The organism is Pacificispira sp. HM-600 (assembly GCF_977993705.1).
The window spans coordinates 1,069,524-1,089,080 of the sequence record NZ_OZ388079.1 but is presented as its reverse complement, the minus strand read 5'-3'; the positions used below and the strand labels follow the sequence as shown (position 1 = coordinate 1,089,080).

13 protein-coding genes, 1 tRNA gene and 1 pseudogene are annotated in these 19,557 nt (G+C 64.4%); 10 read left to right on the top strand and 5 right to left on the bottom strand.

Annotation, left to right across the window (positions count from 1 at the left end; translation table 11 throughout):
* The first annotated feature begins 24 nt into the window (after positions 1-24).
* The 3 genes from ACXZ1E_RS05070 (at position 25) to ACXZ1E_RS05060 (ending at position 958) form a co-directional block, all read left to right on the top strand.
* Complete coding sequence (locus ACXZ1E_RS05070) at positions 25-351, top strand: hypothetical protein (protein ID WP_458042324.1); 327 nt, start codon at positions 25-27, stop codon at positions 349-351.
* Between the two features lie 5 nt (positions 352-356).
* Entirely contained in the window at positions 357-806 is a 450-nt protein-coding gene (locus tag ACXZ1E_RS05065; protein ID WP_458042323.1) for a hypothetical protein, read from the top strand.
* Positions 807-886: 80 nt separating this feature from the next.
* Positions 887-958: transfer RNA gene (locus ACXZ1E_RS05060), tRNA-Arg, on the top strand.
* 211 nt (positions 959-1,169) lie between these two features.
* Here the strand turns inward: ACXZ1E_RS05060 and ACXZ1E_RS05055 are convergent.
* Positions 1,170-2,261: a tyrosine-type recombinase/integrase gene (locus tag ACXZ1E_RS05055; protein ID WP_458042322.1), complete on the bottom strand. Its 1,092-nt coding sequence runs from the start codon at positions 2,259-2,261 to the stop codon at positions 1,170-1,172.
* Here ACXZ1E_RS05055 and ACXZ1E_RS05050 point away from each other — a divergent pair.
* Positions 2,227-3,425, top strand: a protein-coding gene (locus ACXZ1E_RS05050; protein WP_458042321.1) for an IS3 family transposase whose coding sequence is annotated in 2 segments (ribosomal slippage) — positions 2,227-2,500 and positions 2,500-3,425 — 1,200 coding nt in all. Because the reading frame shifts where the segments join, the coding sequence is not laid out codon by codon here. The two genes, ACXZ1E_RS05055 and ACXZ1E_RS05050, sit on opposite strands and share 35 nt — an antisense overlap.
* Positions 3,426-3,445: 20 nt before the next feature.
* Here ACXZ1E_RS05050 and ACXZ1E_RS05045 read toward each other — a convergent pair.
* From ACXZ1E_RS05045 to ACXZ1E_RS05035, 3 genes are all read right to left on the bottom strand, one after another.
* Positions 3,446-3,577, bottom strand: a complete 132-nt coding sequence (locus tag ACXZ1E_RS05045; protein WP_458042320.1) for a hypothetical protein — start codon at positions 3,575-3,577, stop codon at positions 3,446-3,448.
* A gap of 434 nt (positions 3,578-4,011) precedes the next feature.
* Positions 4,012-4,992: a DNA cytosine methyltransferase gene (locus tag ACXZ1E_RS05040; protein ID WP_458042319.1), complete on the bottom strand. Its 981-nt coding sequence runs from the start codon at positions 4,990-4,992 to the stop codon at positions 4,012-4,014.
* 345 nt (positions 4,993-5,337) lie between these two features.
* Entirely contained in the window at positions 5,338-5,604 is a 267-nt protein-coding gene (locus tag ACXZ1E_RS05035) for a hypothetical protein (RefSeq protein ID WP_458352058.1), read from the bottom strand.
* 110 nt (positions 5,605-5,714) lie between these two features.
* Here ACXZ1E_RS05035 and ACXZ1E_RS05030 point away from each other — a divergent pair, with 110 nt between their 5' ends.
* From ACXZ1E_RS05030 to ACXZ1E_RS05010, 5 genes and pseudogenes are all read left to right on the top strand, one after another.
* Entirely contained in the window at positions 5,715-7,754 is a 2,040-nt protein-coding gene (locus ACXZ1E_RS05030; protein WP_458042318.1) for a hypothetical protein, read from the top strand.
* Positions 7,747-8,682 (top strand): hypothetical protein, encoded by a 936-nt coding sequence (locus ACXZ1E_RS05025; RefSeq protein ID WP_458042317.1) that lies wholly within the window; start codon positions 7,747-7,749, stop codon positions 8,680-8,682. Before ACXZ1E_RS05030 ends, ACXZ1E_RS05025 begins: the two co-directional genes overlap by 8 nt.
* Positions 8,683-8,697: 15 nt before the next feature.
* Positions 8,698-9,288 (top strand): annotated as a pseudogene (locus ACXZ1E_RS05020) (DEAD/DEAH box helicase); the annotation flags it as partial.
* Between the two features lie 207 nt (positions 9,289-9,495).
* Complete coding sequence (locus tag ACXZ1E_RS05015; RefSeq protein WP_458042869.1) at positions 9,496-14,121, top strand: helicase-related protein; 4,626 nt, start codon at positions 9,496-9,498, stop codon at positions 14,119-14,121.
* Positions 14,118-15,101, top strand: coding sequence for a PD-(D/E)XK nuclease family protein (locus ACXZ1E_RS05010; RefSeq protein WP_458042316.1), 984 nt, complete (start codon positions 14,118-14,120; stop codon positions 15,099-15,101). Before ACXZ1E_RS05015 ends, ACXZ1E_RS05010 begins: the two co-directional genes overlap by 4 nt.
* 98 nt (positions 15,102-15,199) lie before the next feature.
* Here ACXZ1E_RS05010 and ACXZ1E_RS05005 read toward each other — a convergent pair whose 3' ends face one another.
* Positions 15,200-16,162: a NaeI family type II restriction endonuclease gene (locus ACXZ1E_RS05005; RefSeq protein WP_458042315.1), complete on the bottom strand. Its 963-nt coding sequence runs from the start codon at positions 16,160-16,162 to the stop codon at positions 15,200-15,202.
* 468 nt (positions 16,163-16,630) lie between these two features.
* On the opposite strand from ACXZ1E_RS05005, the gene ACXZ1E_RS05000 reads away from it, so the two are divergent.
* Positions 16,631-19,276, top strand: a complete 2,646-nt coding sequence (locus ACXZ1E_RS05000) for an AAA family ATPase (protein ID WP_458042314.1) — start codon at positions 16,631-16,633, stop codon at positions 19,274-19,276.
* Positions 19,277-19,557 lie beyond the last annotated feature (281 nt).

Sequence of the window (19,557 nt, the reverse complement as noted above, 5' to 3'; positions counted from 1 at the left end):
CTCGTCCCCCCGCTGCGCGAGGTCGTGACGATTGCAGCGGGCCCGGCCGTGCTGCTCTCTCAGGAGTTCGAGCGTATCGACGGGATCGAGTCGGCGTTCTTGTATGGATCTTTCGCGGCCCGGATGCGTGGCGTCGAGGGCACATCGCCACACGACGTCGACGTCATGGTCGTTGGCATGCCTGACGCGGGCCTGGTTTATGAAGCGTGCAGTCGCGTTGAGCGGGCCGTTCATCGACCCGTGAACGCAACGATCCTCACCCCGGACGAAATGAGTGAAGCATCCGGCTTCCTGTCAGCGGTGCGCAGTGGTCCGGTGGTCCCTCTTGTCGGTGAGCTGCCATGGGAGTGACTCCGTTGACCGACGCACAGTTGGCGGCGATCGCCGCGCTTGTCGCCGCTCGACGTGTCGAAGCTGTTCCGATAGATGCGAGACGGGTGGCAGCTTTCCTTGCCGCCGCCGAGGATCGAATCAGTCAGCTTCCGCTCCTCTCGAGCACGCGGGTCAAGTACGACTTGGTGTATGACGCGGCACATGACGTCGGTGAAGCGCTTCTCGCGGCGTATGGATACCGCACCACGAACGGATCCGGTCAGCACGAGGCGCTCGGCAGATTTCTCGAAGCTGTCCTCGATTCGCCGCCGGGCAACGAGGCGGCCAAGCGCTGCGACCGCTTGCGCAGGACGCGGAATCAGAGTCACTACGGAGCGCGTCCGATTGGGGTGGCCGATGCGAGTCTCGCTGAGCGAACGGCAACGGAACTGCTCGCGGCGATTCAGTCGAGGGGAGTCGACTTGGCCGAATGATGGCTGCCTTCCGCCCGGTCCCTGAGCTTGTGGAAGGGGCTCCCGCCCCCATCGCATGCTCTCGGTAGACTCAAGCCCTGGCCTCTGTAGCTCAATGGAAGAGCAGTTCCGTCCTAAGGAAAGGGTTGGGGGTTCGAGTCCCTCCAGGGGCACAGTCTATTTTTGGCTCTGATCAGGAATTTCTTCTGTGGTCAGACCGCTCAGGAGCTACTTTTGGCCGCTTTTTGGCCGCATTTGAGAAAGCTATGAGCCCCGATCGAGCCTCATTCAAGGACCTTCAAGTGGCTTCGTTCGACGTCGTAGAGTGCCGAAATCGAGCACTTCCAGCGGTTTGAGGCCTGGCGAAAAACTGAGCAATCTGCTCTATGGGCGCTGCGGCCGGGCATAGCGGGTCTGCGGACCCGACGGCAGCGCCACCAGCGGCATAGCGTCGTTCAGTCGTTGCGCGACCGCATCCAGATCGTCGTCGAACAGGTCGGCGTAGGTGTCCAGTGTCATCGCCGCAGACGCGTGTCCCAACATCCGCTGCACGGCCTTCACGTTGGCGCCAGAGCTGATCGCGAGCGACGCGGCGGTGTGGCGGAGGTCGTGCGGAGTGACTCGCGGGATCGACGGATCGACCGCCTGGGCGCGCTTCACCGCGTTCGCGAACCATCCCTGCGCGCCGGAGTTGCGCATGTGATTGACGCCGTCGCCGAAGAGCAATCCTTCCGGCCCCTTGCCCGCGCAGGCCTCCTCGATCATCGGAGCGAGCCGCTGAGGGTAGGGGACCGAGCGCTTCTCGTGTGTCTTGGGCGTGCCGACATGGATCTCATAAGCGATCATCACGGCGTTCTCCTCGATGACGAAGCGTCGACGCAGTCGATTGACGCTGCGTACCCGCAGGCCAGTCGCCTCTCCCCAGCGCAGGCCGGTGTACGCCAGCGTCAGGACCATGGTCGGATGCGCCGAGCACGCCGCCAGCGTCGCCACCTGGTCGTGTGAGAGGTAGACGCGGCGTTTGCCCGGGCCGTTGCGAGGGAGATTGCGGATGTGGCGGGCCGGGTTGTTCGTCAGGCGACGATCGTCGATCGCCACATCGAGAATGCCCGCGAGGACTCCCAAGGCGCGAAGAACGACGGTGCGCGACTTGTGAGTCGCGAGTTCTGACACCCAATCCTGGACTTCAGAGCGGCGGATCGAGGAGATCTCCCTATGAGCCCAGACCGGAGCGACGTGGTTCTTCCACGCCTGCTCGAGCGTCACGTAGTACGAGGGCTTCGACATCGGCGGGTGCTTAGATCGCAGCCAGCTCTCCGCGAACATCCGGACCGGAACCCGCGACGAGGACGGGTCGATGTAGTCGCCCTTCGACTTCGACACCGTCACCATAGAGAGGTACTGGCCTTGACCCCGGGGAGTGGACACCTCACAAGAGAGAATGTTCGCTATGGCAAGATCACGTCGGGAGTTCACTCCTGAGTACAAAGACGAGGCTGTGAAGCTGGTTTTAACGACTGGTAGAGCGGTCGCGACCGTGGCTCGCGAGCTCGGGATCAACGAGGCCACGCTGGGCCGGTGGGTGGGCGCGTTCAAGGCGCGTAGCGAGACCGGGCAGGCCGAGGTGACGGAGTCTGAGCGGGCTGAGTTGATGCGGCTGCGCAAGGAGAACGCGGATCTGAAACTGGATCGGGCGTTTCTAAAAAAAGCGTCCATCTTCTTCGCCCAGGAAGCGTCGGATACGAACGGCAAGCGTTCGAACTGATGCTGGCGGAGAAGACCAACTTCACTATCACCCGTATGGTCCGTCTCCTCGAGGTGTCCCGGTCCGGTTACTACGCCTGGGCCGGACGGGTCCCGTCGCGTGCGTCGCTTCGGCGGGTGCACATTGAGCAGAAAGTCACGTTCTTCTACGGCGATTCCGACGAAACCTATGGGACCCCCAGGATCCTTGCCGACCTGCGCGCGGACGGGGAGATCATCTCCCGCAAAACCGTTGCTGCGACCATGCGGCGCCTGGGATTGGTGGGTATCTGTCCGAAGAAGTGGAAGACAACCACGATCATCGACCGCGCTGACGCCTACCCCGTCGACGCGGTGAAACGGAAGTGGGATACCGGGGCTCTGAACCAGGTCTGGGTGGGCGATATCACCTACCTGAGGACCTGGGAGGGGTGGGTGTATTTAGCGACCGTCATCGACGCTCACAGCCGCCGCGTGATCGGCTGGGCCATCGCTGACCACATGCGCACAGACCTGATCGAAGACGCCCTCAGGATGGCCTTGGCACTGCGCGGGGACCGCCCAGCGACGGTGATCTTCCACTCGGATCGCGGCACCCAATACGCGTCCGAACAGATCACCCTGTTCGCGGCGAAGAACGGCATCACCCGGTCGATGGGATACACCGGCATCTGCTGGGACAACGCCATGGCCGAGAGCTTCTTCGCGACCCTGAAAACCGAGTTCTACTACCGCCGTGTCTGGCCCACCCGAGCCCGCGCGATCCAAGGCGTCGCAGAGTGGATCGAGGACCGCTACAACCGCCGCCGCCGGCACTCCGCGATAGGGCAGGTCACCCCAGTGGAGTTCGAAATGCAATACTCATCACAGGCCGCACAGATCCAACTCGCCGCTTAACCCGTGTCCACTCTCCGGGGTCAAGGCCAGTACAGCTTCGCTTCGCGCATCGTCGTGAAGCCGCGCTTCTGTGTCTCGGTGTGATCCGGCTTTCGGTAGCGCACGCGGTAGCGGCGCCCATTTACCGTCTCGTACGGGGTGATGGTGCCCATCTCGAACTCCGCTCGGTGCTGCCTCGATGGTCAGTATCGGCCTAGTGTCGGACACGGGTCGGATCCCGTCAACGTTGCCGGCGACAGATGTGGATAGATGTCGGAAGACGTCGTCCACTGGCGTTCGGATGGGGGGCTCCTCCCTCCGACGCGGAGAGTGTAGCGATCGGTCGCGGCTCCGTTCTCGCCGCTCACTCCTTGCAGACTCCGCGCTGGCGCGCTCCGCTTAGCAGCCGCTCGCCGCCGAGCACTGCGCCGCGCCCGATCGCTTGGGTGGCTGATTGTCGGAGTGAAGGCAAGTTTGCGACACGGTCGCACCGTGACGAGTGAGCGGATTCGCGAAGCAAGCGTCTCCAGAGAACGCGAACGTAATGACTTTCGTCATGCGTTGAACGCTAGGAACGACACGTGGCGAGAATGCGTGGGATGAGGCGTTAGGCGACTTCACGCAGACTGCCACGAGCCGACGCACTTGCGCCGAGTGCTCGCTTGATTGCACTGCCTACACCTGCCGCCACGGGCGGCGGGAACGCGTTGCCAATTTGGCGGTAGACGGAGGTCTTTCGGCCCGCGAACTCCCAGCTGGGGTCGAATCCCTGAATGCGAGCAACCATCTGATTGGTGAGGCGTGGCGTGTAGTGCAACGGCGCGTCAGCGGCGGGTGGTGCATCAGCGATGCCCTTGCCGTCCACGCCCAGCGTGAGCCAAGCGGCCTTCGCTCGCGTAGGTCCGAGGTCTGCGCCGCCATGCTTCTTGGAGCCACCGACCACGGTTGGTGCGATCCCGTTCGCCTTGCGTGCCCATGCTGCGGCGCCAGCCCAGCCGCCTTCCGCCATGAGGTCGCGAAGGGTTTCACCCACGGTGACCGGGGTTCCAACCGCACCGGGCCATTCGAATCGGTCTGCCCTGCGTCCCTTGATTGCAACCAGAATGAATCGCGGACGTAGCTGCGGAACCCCGAACTCTGAGCTGTAGAGAAGTTGCCAATCTGCCGTGTAGCCAAGCTTATTTAGCTCTCCGATGACGGACTCGCGGTACGCGGCGAAGCGTGCTGAGGCGAGCCCTTTCACGTTCTCGAGCATCACGGCGGACGGCTTTGCTTCCCGCACCAGCCGTAGTGCTTCCGGGAACAGGTCGCGTTCGTCGTCGGCCCCTAGCTGCTTGCCTGCCACGCTAAACGGCGGGCAAGGTACTCCGCCAGCGAGAAGGTCGATGCCGCGGTATTTGTTGCCATCAACGTTTCTGACGTCGTCCTCTTTCACATCCCATTGCGGCCGGTTGAGTCTTAGCGTCGCAGCAGCGTCTTTGTCGATTTCAACGGCCAGCTCATGCTCGAAGCCGCCCTGTTCGAGACCGAAGGACTGCCCGCCTGCGCCAGCGCAGATCTCTAGAACACTCAGGTTCGTCTCGCTCACAAGTTCTCCTCGGCATATCCCTGCGGATGCCCGCGCGGTTCACTCTACGATGCTGCAAGCCACCGACATTCCTGGCTCGCCAGGACTCCTTCGATGTGGCCCGCGTTGCACCGAAGCGTGGGCGCGACCCATCGACCGCGGAGCCCTGGAATTGGGAGGCAAGCAGGAGGGGCCCACGAAATCAAGACACCTGCCTTAACGCCGCTTCGACTTGTGCGAACACCTCTCGCGGCGGGGTGTGCTCCCAGATGCGGAGCACGGCCCACCCCTGGTCGCGGAGCGCAGCGTTGTTGCGTGCATCCCGCTCTCTGTTGCCCTGCAACTTTGGGCTCCAGTACGAGGAGTTCATCTTGGACTCCGCGCCGTGCTCAGGACAGGAATGCAAGAAACAGCCGTCGACAAACACTGCGAGCCTCCGCCGCGTGAAGACAATGTCGGGCGCACGCGGGCGCCGGGAAAGTCGATGCGGTGGTCCATCCGGTAGCGGTGACCTGCGGCGTGCAGCGGCGACCTCAGCGCGAGTTCGGGACGTGTGTCACGACGACGATTGGCCTGCATATTCTTGCGGCGCGCGCAGACCGATGGCTTCGCATCGTCCGGAGTCTCTCCCACACAGGCCCTGTATCCCCCCACGCCGCCGTCGCGGACGCATGCGGGGAGAAGGATTGAATGCGGGCGGCGTATGTATGGTGTGTCTTGGGGGAGGGTTTGCGATGGGACCAATGGCGGATGACCGTTACCTGTGGTGGCAGAACACCCTGTCCGAAAAGTTCCTGTTCGAGCAGAGCGGAGCGTTCGTCTTCTTCGTCGACGACGCCGAACTGCGGCGGATTGCGCCTGACCTTGAAAATCCCGCGCCCGATCTTGCGCTCGCCGTTCGGGACTCGAGCTCGCTCACTCATGGCGCGTACTTCGGCCGAGTGGAGCGAGAACGGCGGTTGTGGCAGCAGGGAGACCGGGCGACGCCTCCACCCGTTCTTCCGGTCCTGGCGCTCACGGTGCTTGCGGCCTCCCGCATGCGCTCAGATGAGAAGGGCCTGTCCACGAACTACTACCTTCGTCTGGCGCAGTCGCTCGACCCTGAGGCTGGACCGGACCAAGTCATCGCAATGCGAGAAGAGGTGCGACGCGCGTTTCAGGACGTCGTTTCCATGTGGGTTTCGCTGGATGAGTGGGTTACCGACCAGGGTGGACGGGTCGGGGCGTCGACTATCCGGACCCACGAGCGGCTCACACGGATCGGGTACCCGCAGTCGCAGGCCCTTCTTACGCGAAACGACCGTGCCGAGCTCACCCGCCTCTTCACCGCGATGGTCCTCGAGCCGGACAGTCTGCCGGATGAAAGGACCATGCTCAGCGCGCTTGACGTCTGGACGTCACGTCGCCAGAACCGGCTTGGGGAGACATTCCTGGCCGCGCTCAAGGACGACCAAAGACGCGGTCTGATTGCCGCCGTAGTGCTCGCCTTCGGTGCGGCCTGGGACGGTCATGCCATCACCCGAGATGGTCGACGTCGGATTGCAATCCGCCTGGGCATCGACCTCGAAGAGTGGACCACGGATTGGCTCTTCCCGGTTCAGGACGAAGTCGACTCGCCCATCCTGCTCGATGGGCTGACTGGCACCGATGCGCAGGTCTCCCTGTCACAGGAGCCGCCGTACCGGTACTACATCGCCGAGCATGCGCCCGCCGTCACGCCGGAGCTCATACGCCAGGGGTTCCGGCTGCGAGGCTCGCAGTTCGCAGCAGAGTTCCCGAGGACGGACATTCTCATTTTCCTCCGCGACGCGCAGACGGGCGCGTGGTCCTCGACCGCTGGCATCACACCCTTCGAGACCCACGTGATCGCCGCCTCTGCCGCTGAGTCATCCGCAGTATCGCGAGTCCTCAAACGTGCCGGTGGTGACGACTGGACGGTGCGACGGCAGAGCGCCAACCCGCTCCTCCCCGGGTTCACCCTCTTCGAGGGTGTGCGGTTCACGGACGATAAAGCGCTGCAGGCCGCGCTGAGCGAGGAGCCCGACCTCCGTCTACTCGGCGTCGCGCCGACCCTCGTTCCGCGTGCGCGCTTCGTTCGCGGCCTGCCCATCGACCGTGACCTCGCCCCGAACCACTATCTTCTCGGCGGTGAACCGGACGTGTTGATGCCCACTCCGGAAGAGCCCGACCTGGCCGTTCTGAGTCTCAATGGCGTCGAGGAACTCATCATGGCGAACGGATTCCCCTTCCCGCTTCGCCGGTTCCCCAATCCGGAGGGCAACGTAGACGTCGTGGCTGACGGCCAGAGGCTGCGATTCACCCTGCGGGCGGAGTCCGCGCTCGCCGCGGAACCGCGGGGGACCGGCGCAGCGGGTTGGTCGGCGGACGGCATCTTTACCGTGGACTCCGCGAGCATCCGTATCTGCGGTGGCATCGTCGACACCGTCACCGATGCGCCAGTCGTCCTTTGCCGACGCGACCGCGAGGAGACCTGGCTGCTCGTAGATGGAGGGCGTGCGCATCGCTGCATTCAGCCGGGGTCGCCGACGTTTGCTGGTGAGGCTGGGTTCCCTTATGCGCCGGCATTCTTCGAGGTCCCCCTGCGCCCATCCGCGCAGTGGATTGCTCAGCGAGCAGGCGAAGTTTGGCATCTTGCGCGACTGACGCCTGGGACGCCCCGCGAGGTAAGAGCGTCCTTTGATGTGCTTGGCACATGGGCGCGGACCGCCGACGCGACCGGAAATGCCTACTGGACGCTGCAGCTGGGACTGGCCCATGAATGAGTCGGTCGGAGACATCCTGCTGCGGTGGATGAGTGAGGTCGGCTCTGGCACAATCGCTGACCTCCGCAACCGGGTCGACTGGATTAGCAGGACGGTTGACCTAAGTCTGCCGCCGTGGGCGAGCGGGCGCTGGCTCCGTGACATGTCGTCTCTCGGCCACTGCGAAGTGGACTGGGACAACGGGCATTGGTATATGGCGCCGACCGCGCTTGTCCGCCTGCCGGGTGCGGATGGACTCGCCGTCCTCGCGGGCGCGCGACGCCTACGGACGACTCGGCCGCTCGATGAGTTCTGGGGTGGACTCGCGCCAGCGCGCCGGGAGGCATCCGAAGACGAGATGCCGCTTCCCATCACCTACTACGTCACGTTCAGGACTGAGGCTGAGCTGACCGAAGGCGCAGCGGAAGCTGGAGTTGCGCTCGCGGGGCTGGCCTCGGTCCGTATCGCCGGGGCTCTCACGGAGACGAAGCCGCACGTCATTACCGGGCCGCCCGCCTATAGGTCGGAGCTCACGCGCCTCGTAGAGAGCAATCCGCGTAAGTGGGAGCCTGTCAGCGCTTCGGACATAAATCCGTCCGACGGACTATATAGCGAGCAGGTCCATGGGAGGCCGCGATATTTGACCCGTCGCGACGGCGAGTGGTTCGAATGCAACCTGTCCAGCGGGAGCTTCGCGGAGCTTGCTCGCGAAGGAAAGTCCGCGTTGCGCTGGCGATCAGACACGGGGCGGGTCGGCGCCGACCTCGGTACCGTCTTCGTCGATTGGGGCGCACCGCTGCCGGTCCTCCATGGCCGTGCGCTTGTTCTGTGCACTGGGCTTCCTCCGAAGTTCGGAAACGTCGCGACCACCGCCATCTACGAGAACGTGCCTCGCGACGTCGCGGCGCGCATCTGCACATCGCTCGGCCAACCGCTGGTCAACGACTGAGAGGTCTGTCTCCACATGAACGCTCCCGCTCCGCGTCATCTCGATGCCGTCAAGACGTTTGAGCACCTCCGAGAGGCCTACTTCAAGTATTACGACACGCCGTTCGGGCTGGCGGACCCCAACCTCCAGGCGGAGCGGCGGGCGCTCCTCGACCGGGATGGCGGTGTCTTCCGCGAACCTCTGCTCGAGCTGCGGCCGGAGTACGAAGGCACCGGAAGGTCGCTGACGGATTCAGTGATCGCAGTCGGAGCGGCACCCGAACTGGCCGAGTTCGCATCGCGGGGCCTGCTAAAGGGCGTGCCGGCCCTACATGGTCACCAGGAAGCCGCACTGGCCGCTGGTGTCACGTCTGGCAAGAACATGGTCATCACCGCAGGAACAGGCTCCGGTAAGACCGAGTCCTTCATGCTGCCGCTGATCTCGTCGCTACTTGATGAATCGCGCGAATGGACGGGAACGGCGAGCAGTGGGCCGAGCTGGTGGAAAACCCCTGGTGCGAGCTTCGCGACCCAGCGGCAGGCCGACGCTGGACGAGCGGCAGTCCGCGCCATAGTGCTCTACCCGATGAATGCGCTCGTAGACGACCAGCTCATCCGGCTGCGCAAGGCGCTCGACAGCGACGCCGTCCGCGCTTGGCTCGACGAACACCGCAATGGGCACCGCTTCTACTTCGGCAGGTACACCGGCGCGACGCCGGTTACCGGCAAGCGCACCAATCAACTCAGAGTGAACGAACTGGCCGCATACCTCCGCGCGACGGCCGTGCGTGGGGAGCGCGCCAGAGAGCTCGCGACCCAGAACTCGGATGAAGACATGCGGTACTTCGTGCCTCGGCTGGACGGTGCCGAGATGCGCTCCCGGTGGGACATGGCGGACGCGCCGCCGGATATCCTCATCACCAACTACTCGATGCTGAACGTCATGCTGATGCGAGAGCGCGATAGCCACTTCTTCGAATCGACGCGCGAGTGGCTCGAGGACCCAGCCAACCGGTTCACACTCGTCGTCGATGAGCTCCATACCTACCGCGGTACGGCCGGTAGTGAGGTTGCTTACCTCCTTCGCCACCTCAAGCGTCGCCTTGGTCTTGACGAGCGCCCCGACCAGTTCCGCGTGCTCGCAGCGTCTGCCTCGCTGGACCCCAAGCGTGATGAGGACTATCTGCATCAGTTCTTCGACGTCGCGCCAGGATCGTTTGAGTTCGTTGAAGGCACGAACAAGATTCCTTCGAAGACCGAAGCGGCATCGAATGTGGACCCCGCCGCTCTCGCGGCCCTACCTGCTGAAGCGGCCGCGACAGCGGCACGGGACGGAGGAGTCGTCGAGTCTCTGCGTACTGCGCTCCACGCGAAGAACGGGGCGGCCAAGAAAGTCGATGACATAGCCGCTGCTATCTTCCCCGCGGCGAACGCGTCGGTGGCCAAGACTGCCGTCGCTCGAGTTCTCGAAGGACTCGCTGCCGCACCGGACGACCGGGACCCGAAGCTCCGTGCCCACCTGTTCTTCCGCAACGTTGCTGGGATGTGGGCATGCACTGACCCTGACTGCTCTGCGGTGGCGAATCCTGACCCTGACCGACGCATCGGCAAGCTCCACGCGGAGCCTGCAACGAGGTGCGAATGCGGGGCGCGAGTTCTCGAGCTCCTTTACTGCCAGAACTGCGGCGACGCGTTCCTCGGCGGGTTCGCGCCGGAGGGGGAGCCGCAGGAGCAGATGGTGAAGACGATGCTCCTGTCAGACGTTCCTGAACTCGCGAAGCTCCCGGACCAGGTGAGCCTTCAGCGGACCGCCGACAACTACGTCGTGTACTGGCCGCGGCCGGAAACGGGCCTCACTCAGGTCAACGCAGTTGAATGGACACGCGACAACGGCGCGGTCAAGTACGCTTTCCGGGCGAGCCAGCTAACTCCCGGCTCCGGTGAGCTCAAGAACATCGGGAAGGGGCACACCGGCTGGAGCTTCCACGCCCGGGTTGCCCGGGACAGGGCTGGCGAACTCAAGCGTGACATGGCGACGGTAAGTCCGTTCCCCACCTCGTGCCCGGCCTGTGGTGATGACTGGGCGCAGGACTACGCAGGAAGTCAAAAGCTCCCGGCGTCGGACCCCAGAACCCAACGGTCGCCGATCCGGGGCATGCGCACCGGTTTCGAGAAAATCAATCAGGTCCTTACCACCGAGCTCGCCAATGACTTGAGCGAGCGCGAGCGGAAGCTCATCGTCTTCACCGACAGCCGACAGGATGCGGCGAAGCTCTCAGCGGGACTGGGTCTCCGCCACTACCAAGACCTCCTTCGTCAGCTGATGTACCTTCGCCTGCAGGGCACCAGCGACCCTGCCGTCGACGTGCAGCTCGCGCGCAAGCATGTGGCGGACGGCGTCAGGACGGACGAGAGCTGGCAGGCGATCGCCAGACTCCGTGCCCGCGACGCCGCGTCGTTCAATGCGCTAAGGGACATCTGGGAGAAGGCGCCCGATGTAGACACGACGGTGGAGCCAGTGCTCATCGCCGGCTTGTCGCGGGGCATTACGCTCAGCGAACTCGCCAATCTCGTTGCGCTCGACCTTCTGAAGCTCGGCATGAATCCCGGCGGCCCTCACGCCAGTCTGCGCGGCACGGACGACAAGGGATGGGCCTCTCTCTTCAACTGGGATGTGAGTCCTGTGCAACCGCAAGGGAACCTCTCCATCGACGAGCAGTCGCTACTGCAGAGAATCAATGCCTCCTTGGAGAGCGAGATTCTCGAAGGGCTTTATGCAGGCGGCGGACGTGACTTCGAGACGACGGGGCTCGGTTGGCTCACTCTGGCTGACGACACCGCACCCCCCGACGAACCTGGCGACAACGGGACTGCGCAGGCGCGGGCAGCGCTGAGAATCCTTGCCGACCAGCGCCGATTCGCCAGAATTCGCACTGTGCGCGATATTCCGACGACTCGGTTGAGGGAGTTCTGGAAGAAGGTCTCGGAGGACACACATGGCGACCCTGACTCGATGCGCCAGGACGCGATGGACCGTGCAGGCACGGCTGTCGTCAAGTACCTCATCGACCCATCGAAGGTCTCGATTCGCCTAAGCGATGGTCGTGCATGGGTCTGCGAGTCATGCCACCGGCAACACCTGATGACGGGGAACGGTTACTGCACGAAGTGCGCACGAAAGCTCCCGGCCGAACCCAGTGAGGTCCATAACGAAGAGGACTACTACGCGTGGAAGGCCATGAGTGATGACGGTCGTTTCAGGCTCAATACCGCAGAACTCACCGGCCAAACAGACCGGATAGACGCCCAAAACAGGCAAGCCCGCTTCCAGGGGGTATTCCTGGCCGGCGACGAGAATCCCAAGACTGACGCTGTGGACCTTCTCTCTGTAACAACCACCATGGAGGCAGGCGTCGACATCGGTTCGCTGTCGGCGGTAGTCCTTGGCAATATGCCGCCGACGCGCTTCAACTACCAGCAGCGAGTCGGGCGCGCCGGTCGTCGAGGATCTCCCGTCGCGATCGCGCTCACCATCTGCCGAGGCCGTAGCCACGACGAGTACTATTTCGAGCGGCCAGAGCGCATCACGAACGAGCCCACTCCGAAGCCCTACCTGACGTTGAACCGACCTGAGCTGTTCGACCGTTCGCTCAGGAGCGAGATTCTCCGGTTGGCATCCAAGGATTACCTTGCGGGCGAAGACGACGAGCCGTCGGTGAACGTGCACGGCGAGTTCGGATTGACTGCCGCCTGGGGCACGACTATCCGGGCGCGACTTGAAGATTGGATTCTCATCAACAGGGCGAGCGTCGTCTCAGTCGCCAAGGCGCTGGCATCGGCCACCTCGTTCGAGAGCTCGGCGGAAGACCGAGCGGATGCGGTGCTCATGTCGCTGGTCGCTGATATCTCGGCAGCCGTCGCCGGTGACAGGCATGACGACCTCAGCCAGCTCCTCGCTGAGGCAGGTCTTCTCCCCATGTTCGGGTTTCCCACATCGGTGCGATATCTGTACCTCAAACGTCCCGGGCGCTCTAACCCATGGCCGCCGAAGATGGTCATCGACCGTGATCTGAGCATGGCTGTCAGCGCGTTCGCTCCGCTGAGCGAGATCGTCCGCGACGGCAAGGTGTATCCGGTCGTGGGCATCACGGATTTCAAGCCAGCCGGTGCTCGGCCGCCCGAGCCCGTTGCCAACCCGCTCGCTAACTCGACTGCCCTCTTCATCTGCCGAACCTGCTCCTACCTCGGCGACGAGCGAGGCGATGACGGGACTGACACCTGCCCACGATGCGGAGCCGGTCCCGCCTACTTTACCGAGGTCCCCCTGCGCGAACCGCTCGGGTTCCGCAGCGGCCGCGAAGAGGACTTCGACGGCAACTTCTCCTGGTCGCCGCGGGCGATGGCCGCGCGGGCGATGGCTGACGCCGACAAGCTCACCGAGTCAACGTCGGGGCGAGCTCTTGTCCTGTCCGGTCCAGCCGAGCGGTACACCATAAACGACAACGGAGGACAGCTTTTCGCGCTCCAGGAGGCCACCCCGGGGAACGTCAACTGGGGTGGCTATGTATCCGTGCAGGCAATCCAACAGGAGCTGATTCACCCCAGCTTTGCCGCGGGTGAGATCATTAATGTTGCTCTCGGAGCAGTCGAGCACACCGACTTCCTCTTCATCGGAGCGACGGAGCCGACCGACATCGATAAAGGCGTCCGCCTCAACCTCCTCTCCGGGATTCATCAGCCCTCCAATGCCGCCGACGTGACAGAGGGCCGCAGGGCAGGGTGGTACTCGCTTGCGTTCCTGCTTCGCACGGTAGCGGCGGCGAAGCTGGACATCCTTCCTCTCGAGCTCAGCGCGGGAATCTATTCCGGCGTCACAGCCGGGGGCGTCCCGACCGTCCAAGCGTTCCTCGCCGACACTCTCGAAAACGGTGCCGGATTCAGCACGCACTTGGGTTCGGAGCAGTTCCTACCTGAGTTTCTCGAGGCGGTCGCGACCTACCTGAGCGAGCTCGAGCTGGAAGACCATCCGCGGATGTGCGACTCGTCGTGCTATCGGTGCCTGCGCGACTACGGGAACATGGCGTACCACGCCCTTCTCGACTGGCGGCTCGCGCGCGACCTGTTCGGCCTGCTTCGCGACGGGCAACTGCATGTTGACCACGCAGAGGAATCGGCTGCTATCGAGCGATGGGCGGCCGCATACGGCGCGAACGTCATCGACGTCCCGGGTGTGGCTGCTGCGGTTCTGGACTCGCCCTACGGGTTGTATGGCGTGGTTCTCCGGCACTCCTTCGAGGGCTCCGACTCAGACGTGATGTCGGAGCGACTCGCAGACGCAGCCGCAGACATCGAGTCTGTGCACGAGTGCGATGGTGTTGTATTTGTCGACGCGTTCACCATCGATCGTGACCCCCGCCGTGTGCTGAGGCTCATGGCCGATGCCGAGCGGTCACGACAGTGAGCGTTGCCCAGTGGCTGTCAGCGACATCCGCCGGGCGCCTGCTGCGCTGTCCGACGTCGGCAGCATTCACCGCGGCGCCCATGGCGCCGACACCCTCCGCGCCGAGGAACGCCGGTACGCTCGCCCACCTAGCGATGGGTGCGTGGCTCGAGAGCGGCGGATGGCTCGAGGACGCGCCTGGTGCGGCACTCCAATCGGCCTGGGACAGCGAGGCTGCGAGATGGGGTGTCGACCCGAGGCGCCTCAAGGATTCAGTACTGACGAGGTCACGGTTGCGTCGTCGCGGTGCCGAGCTCGCCCGTCTACTGAAGTCCTCCGGTAGCCACGCCCGATCTGAGGTGTTCCTGTGTGACGACGCGCGTCGGCTGTATGGGCAGCTGGACATCGTGGTGAACGATGCCGGTGGTGCTGTAGTGGACCTCAAGACGGGCGATGACGGAACACCCGGAGTCAGCAATGACGTCCGCAATCAGCTCCTCCTCTACGCCCATCTATACGGGCGGCAGTACGGACACCTTCCTGTCTCGCTCGTCGTCTTCAGCCTGCGATACGGCGCACTCCCGGTCGAGTTCTCGCCGCACGATATCGACGCGCTACTCGGCCAAGTCGACGCGGCGCGGGACGCAGTCCCGCTTCTTGCCGTGCCTGACCCGTCTGGGTGCAGGTACTGCAGGCGCCGTCTCCGATGCGAGCCGCACTGGGAAGCCGCAGCGGCCTGGAAGGACCCCGATTGCGTGGAAGGTCGTGTCGCAAAAGTGGAGACGTCGCGAGCGGGCTTGACCGCTGTACTCATCGAGACCTCACGCGGACTGCAGTGGGTAGCCGGACTTATCGTGGCCAACGACGACGAGCTGACCTTGGGTCAACTGCTGCGGGTCACAGAGGTCGCGGGCGGGGGCCGCGGAGACGAACGAGACTGGCGAGCAACCCGCTCCACGCGGACCTTCGTAGCCCGACACGAGATGTCAACGTCGAACTGACGCGCGGGCGACCTCGCTCGGCGAGCGCCACCTACTGATTCCCTCTACTTGTGAGCAACTCAATTTCTCCAGTTGTTGCCACCGGGACCTAGCTCCGTTTACTCCGAGTCTTCTGGCGCGTATGTGATCTCTACGTTCGGAAGCGACGGAGCCGCTCGAGAGATCGGCTCGCCTGGCCGTGCGAGCCGCCAGAGTTCACCGTCAATGAGCACCCCAGGCTCCGAGCCCGACGGCACGACTCGGACTGCAACAAACTCATCGCGCTTCGGGATCGGCGCTCCGAGATCGCGCGCGATGCGCGAGTGGTACGCGCCGCTCAGGATCAGGAGCCCTTCAGGTGCAAGAGCGCGACGGGAACCGCCACTTCCGCCACGTAGGCGGCGCATCGCGTCCAGCTGTCGTGCGACGGTGAGCACGGCTCCGCGGTGGACAATGCGGCCCTCCGCGACTCTGAATAGTTCGTCGGTTCGCTTAGTTCCCGCCCTCAGAGCGAGAATCTCCTCAACGGCCGAGCGATCGAGCTGCAGCAAGACGTTCGGTCTGAGCGGCGCATCACGCCAGAGCCAGCGGACGGCATCGCGTCCGAGCTTGTTTAATGTGCTCTTCTTGTCCCGATTCGACCCCTCGCTTCGGTACTCGGGACGCACGCGGATCAGGCCCAGAGACCAGACCGACTTGCTGTCGTCCCCTGTTGCCACGAGAGCAATGTGGTCCACCACCTCCGGGGGAAGCATCCACCCGCCAACTCGCTGACTCCATTTCGCGTCGACCATGTGCCCTCGGATGCGGTAGTCGGTCGGATCTGTATCGAATCCGTCGAACCCGAACTTTCGTTGCGCGTTGATCTCAAAGAGCGTTCCGAAGTGTGTCTTCTCGGTCTTCATCAGCTGGTCCCAGTGGTACCGGCCGGTCTCCTGACCGTTGTAGATCATGTCGTACGTGTGCCGGATCACTGCCGACCAACCAGAACCATCAGGATCCAGATCGAGGAGGGCGTCCGCTACCTCGTCAAGCGCCGGATCGTCCGGGCGTTGGAACCCCGCGAGCAAGCCATCAGTCACCGCGTCAGCTTATCGAGGCTAAAGCGAGCTGACGGTTGACCAGAAGTCGCAGCAAGACGGCCCCGCGCGCGTTTCGTCTGCTGGTTGCGGAGATCGATCTCCACGAGAGGTACGAGTACTTCTGCGCGCGTTGCCGCCACGTAGAACAGCCGCGCACCCTCCGAGAACTGTCCTTCTCTCGGCCGTGACTCGAGAGAACCTCGCCCCGGGCACACCGCGAACGAAGGCAATCGAGGCGATGAACGAAGGCAATCGAGGCGATGCACGCAGGCACCAATGGTGGGCAGCGCCGTTTAAGACCGCTCTGCTGCAGTTAGCTACTTTGCGTAAAAATCCCTGGATAAGAGGGAAAACCCAGCCTATTCTGGCGCCATGCGCGGAGGTCTGGAGCGATGGAAGAGAGGTATCGAATCCCGAGGGGTTCGACACGCGATCTCGTACGCCCTCGAGGGCACATGCGACGCCCACATGCCTCACCCGACCGGCGTCGAAGCACTCGAGACGTATGGCGCAGCATCCGATTCGACCGTCTCTCGGTTCATCGTCGACAACGGCGTCATCACGACTGACCAACTCACGGTCGGGGGACTTCGTGTCTGGCTCGCCGGGCACGACCCGATCACGGGTGAGGAGCGCGGCCAACAGCGGCTGAGTCCTGACGCCGACCTGCTGCTCGACGGGACGCTCAATCACCCGAAGTCGTACAGCATTGCTGCGTTGCTGCATCCCGAGCTCGCCACCGAGTTCGAGGCGCTGCAAGACCGGCTGCGCGAGCGCATCCTGCTGACGTGGCAAACCGAGCTCAACGCACGGCGCGGGCATGGCGGGCTCGTCCGCGAGGACATCGCACGCATCGAGGTCGTCGAGCTGCAGCACCGCCGATCGCGCGCGCTCGACCCGCACATCCACCGCCACCTCTGGCTGAACATCAAGGTGCTCGGCGCAGACGGCAAGTGGTCGAACCTCGACTCGCGCGTCGCCATGAAGCTGCACACCGTCATCAACGCCGAGGGCGAGCTCGCTGCGCGCACAGACCCAGCGTGGAATGCTGCGCTCGCGCGCCACGGCTACATGCTCAACGACGCGGGGGATATCACCGAACTCGCCAGCGCCGTGCGCCCGCTCTCGCGTCGGTCGGCGCAGATCGAGGCGAACCGCGCACGCCTGATCGGGGAGTGGTCGGCGGCGCACGGGGGATCGGCGCCGAGCGTCGACGTGCTGCAACAGATCGACCGGCGCGCGTGGGCGGTAGCGCGACCGAACAAGCCGGCCGACCTCGACGAGGAGTCGTGGGAGTCGCGCGTCCGGGACGAGATCGCGGAGATCAATCCAAGCCTGATCACCGCGCGCGCACCTATTGCCATGGCTCCGAAAGACCTGCACGCCCTCGATCTGGATCTGCTCGCTGCTGCGGCGATCGTGGATGCGGACCAACGGTCCACATCGAGCGGTGGTCGATTCAGCACCTTCGACATCCGTGCCGGCGCAATACGTGCACTCTCGCGGACGGGCATCGTTGCGGAGCGCGACCAGCTCGGCGGCGTGATCGTCGAGGTAACGACGCGTGCCGCGAAGGCCGCCTTTCGGCTTGTTGCGGAGGTTCCGCCCGCGCACGTGAAGGCCTTCATGGCGACCGAGTCGGTGCGGGCCAAGGTGCGCCTCGCCGGACGCCTCGACGCGCTAGCACGGGCGGGGCGCTCGCTCCTGCCGAATGAGCTGCATCGCTTCGCGCCTAACGAGGACATTTCGGCACTGGATGCTTCGCAGAACATTGCGGCGTGCGCTGTCGCCGGGAGCGACGGACTCGTCACCGTGACCGGCCCCGCCGGCACAGGCAAGACGACAATGCTGCGCGTTGCGTTCGTAGCGCTCGTCGCGCAACGGCGGCGAATGTTCGTGGTTGCTCCGACCCGGAAGGCGGCGTCGGTGGCGTCCCGCGAGGTCGGGGCTGCGGCATCCAGTATTCATGCACTGCTCGCAGACCACGGCTACCGGTGGGGTGCCGATGAGGCCGGCGCGATGGTGTGGACACGGCTGAGCGTGAGTGAGGTCGACCCCAGCACGGGTGTCGCATATGGCGGGCCGGCGCGGTACGTGTTGCGTGCTCGCGATCGAATTGTCGTCGATGAAGCGGGGATGGTCGATCTGCAGACGGCGAATGCGCTCGCCGAGCTTGCGATCGAGCAGGGTGTCGGGCTCGCGTTCGTCGGCGACCCGCACCAGGCGTTGCCGGTCGGGCATGCTGGCGCGATGGGTTCAGCGATCCGGCATGCGAATGCAACGGTCGAGCTCGATACGGTGCATCGGTTCCGCGATCCCGATTACGCGGCGCTCACGCTGCGGCTGCGCGATGCGGGAGATCGAGAGCACGCGCTGGCGGTCGCTGGTGAGCTGGCGGAACGCGGTCATGTTGTGCGGCTTGATCATCATGATGCGGCCCGTGAGCGGATGATCGACGCGTACTTCGAGTGGCACGCGCGAGGCAAGCGGGTGACGTTGGTGTGTGGTACCAACGCTGAGGCGGACGCCATCAACGACGCGATCCAGCAGCGGCGGGTCGATCACGGCGAGCTGGATCCCGGCGTGGTCACGTGGGGGATGGGGGAGCAGCGCATCCTCGTCGGCGACAGTGTTCAGACGCGCCGCAACGATCGGCTCACGGGTGTCGAGAATCGTGCGCAGTGGATCGTGCGCGGCATCCGCGAGGACTCGGTGGATCTTGCGTCGGTTCGCGATAGCGGCGAGTTGCGGCGAGTGTCTGCCGAGTATGCGCGGGAGCACCTGCAGCTTGCCTACGCCTCGACGGTGCATGGCGTGCAGGGCGACACGGCCGATGCGTCCGTGGTCGGGCCGGATGTGGACGCGGCGGGTCTGTACGTCGGTCTTACTCGCGGGCGCGTGCACAACGTCGCGATCGTTGTGGCGCGGACGGATGCCGCGGCCCGCGAGCACCTCGCCGAGTCGATGCGGCGCGGCACACCGGAGCTTACGATGCAGGATGCCGTGCGCGCGGCTCAGGCGGAGATGCGGCGTGCGTCACGGGACCGCGAGGCCGCGATGGCCACGGGGTCGGTTGTTGGGCCGCCGAGTGCCGGGCGTTGGATGGGGCGGTAGCGGCGTTCGATGCGCTACGCGCGCTGTGGGCCAGCTACGGCCATCCAGCCGTGCCGACGATGTTTGAGTGAGTGCTGTGCTCGGCGCTCCTAGACTGCGAAAGGCAGGACTGTGGAGGAGATTGCAAAGTGGCAGAAGATCAGCGGGTCCGCAGGGCGCAACGGGCCCGAGAAGCTCTCATGTACTTGGCGAAGCGGGGAGCGATCGACGAGTACGCACCCATTGGCGAAATTTGGGAGCACGTGCAGCGTGAGGTTCCGTTTACCACTCACGAGAGCGAG

What these genes read in the sequence shown, in the direction of transcription:
- ACXZ1E_RS05045 (WP_458042320.1), bottom strand. Translation starts at nt 3,577, where the DNA reads ATGGGCACCATCACCCCGTACGAGACGGTAAATGGGCGCCGCTACCGC.
- ACXZ1E_RS05030 (WP_458042318.1), top strand. Translation starts at nt 5,715, where the DNA reads ATGGCGGATGACCGTTACCTGTGGTGGCAGAACACCCTGTCCGAAAAG.
- ACXZ1E_RS05025 (WP_458042317.1), top strand. Translation starts at nt 7,747, where the DNA reads ATGAATGAGTCGGTCGGAGACATCCTGCTGCGGTGGATGAGTGAGGTC.
- ACXZ1E_RS05015 (WP_458042869.1), top strand. Translation starts at nt 9,496, where the DNA reads ATGCGGTACTTCGTGCCTCGGCTGGACGGTGCCGAGATGCGCTCCCGG.
- ACXZ1E_RS05000 (WP_458042314.1), top strand. Translation starts at nt 16,631, where the DNA reads ATGCCTCACCCGACCGGCGTCGAAGCACTCGAGACGTATGGCGCAGCA.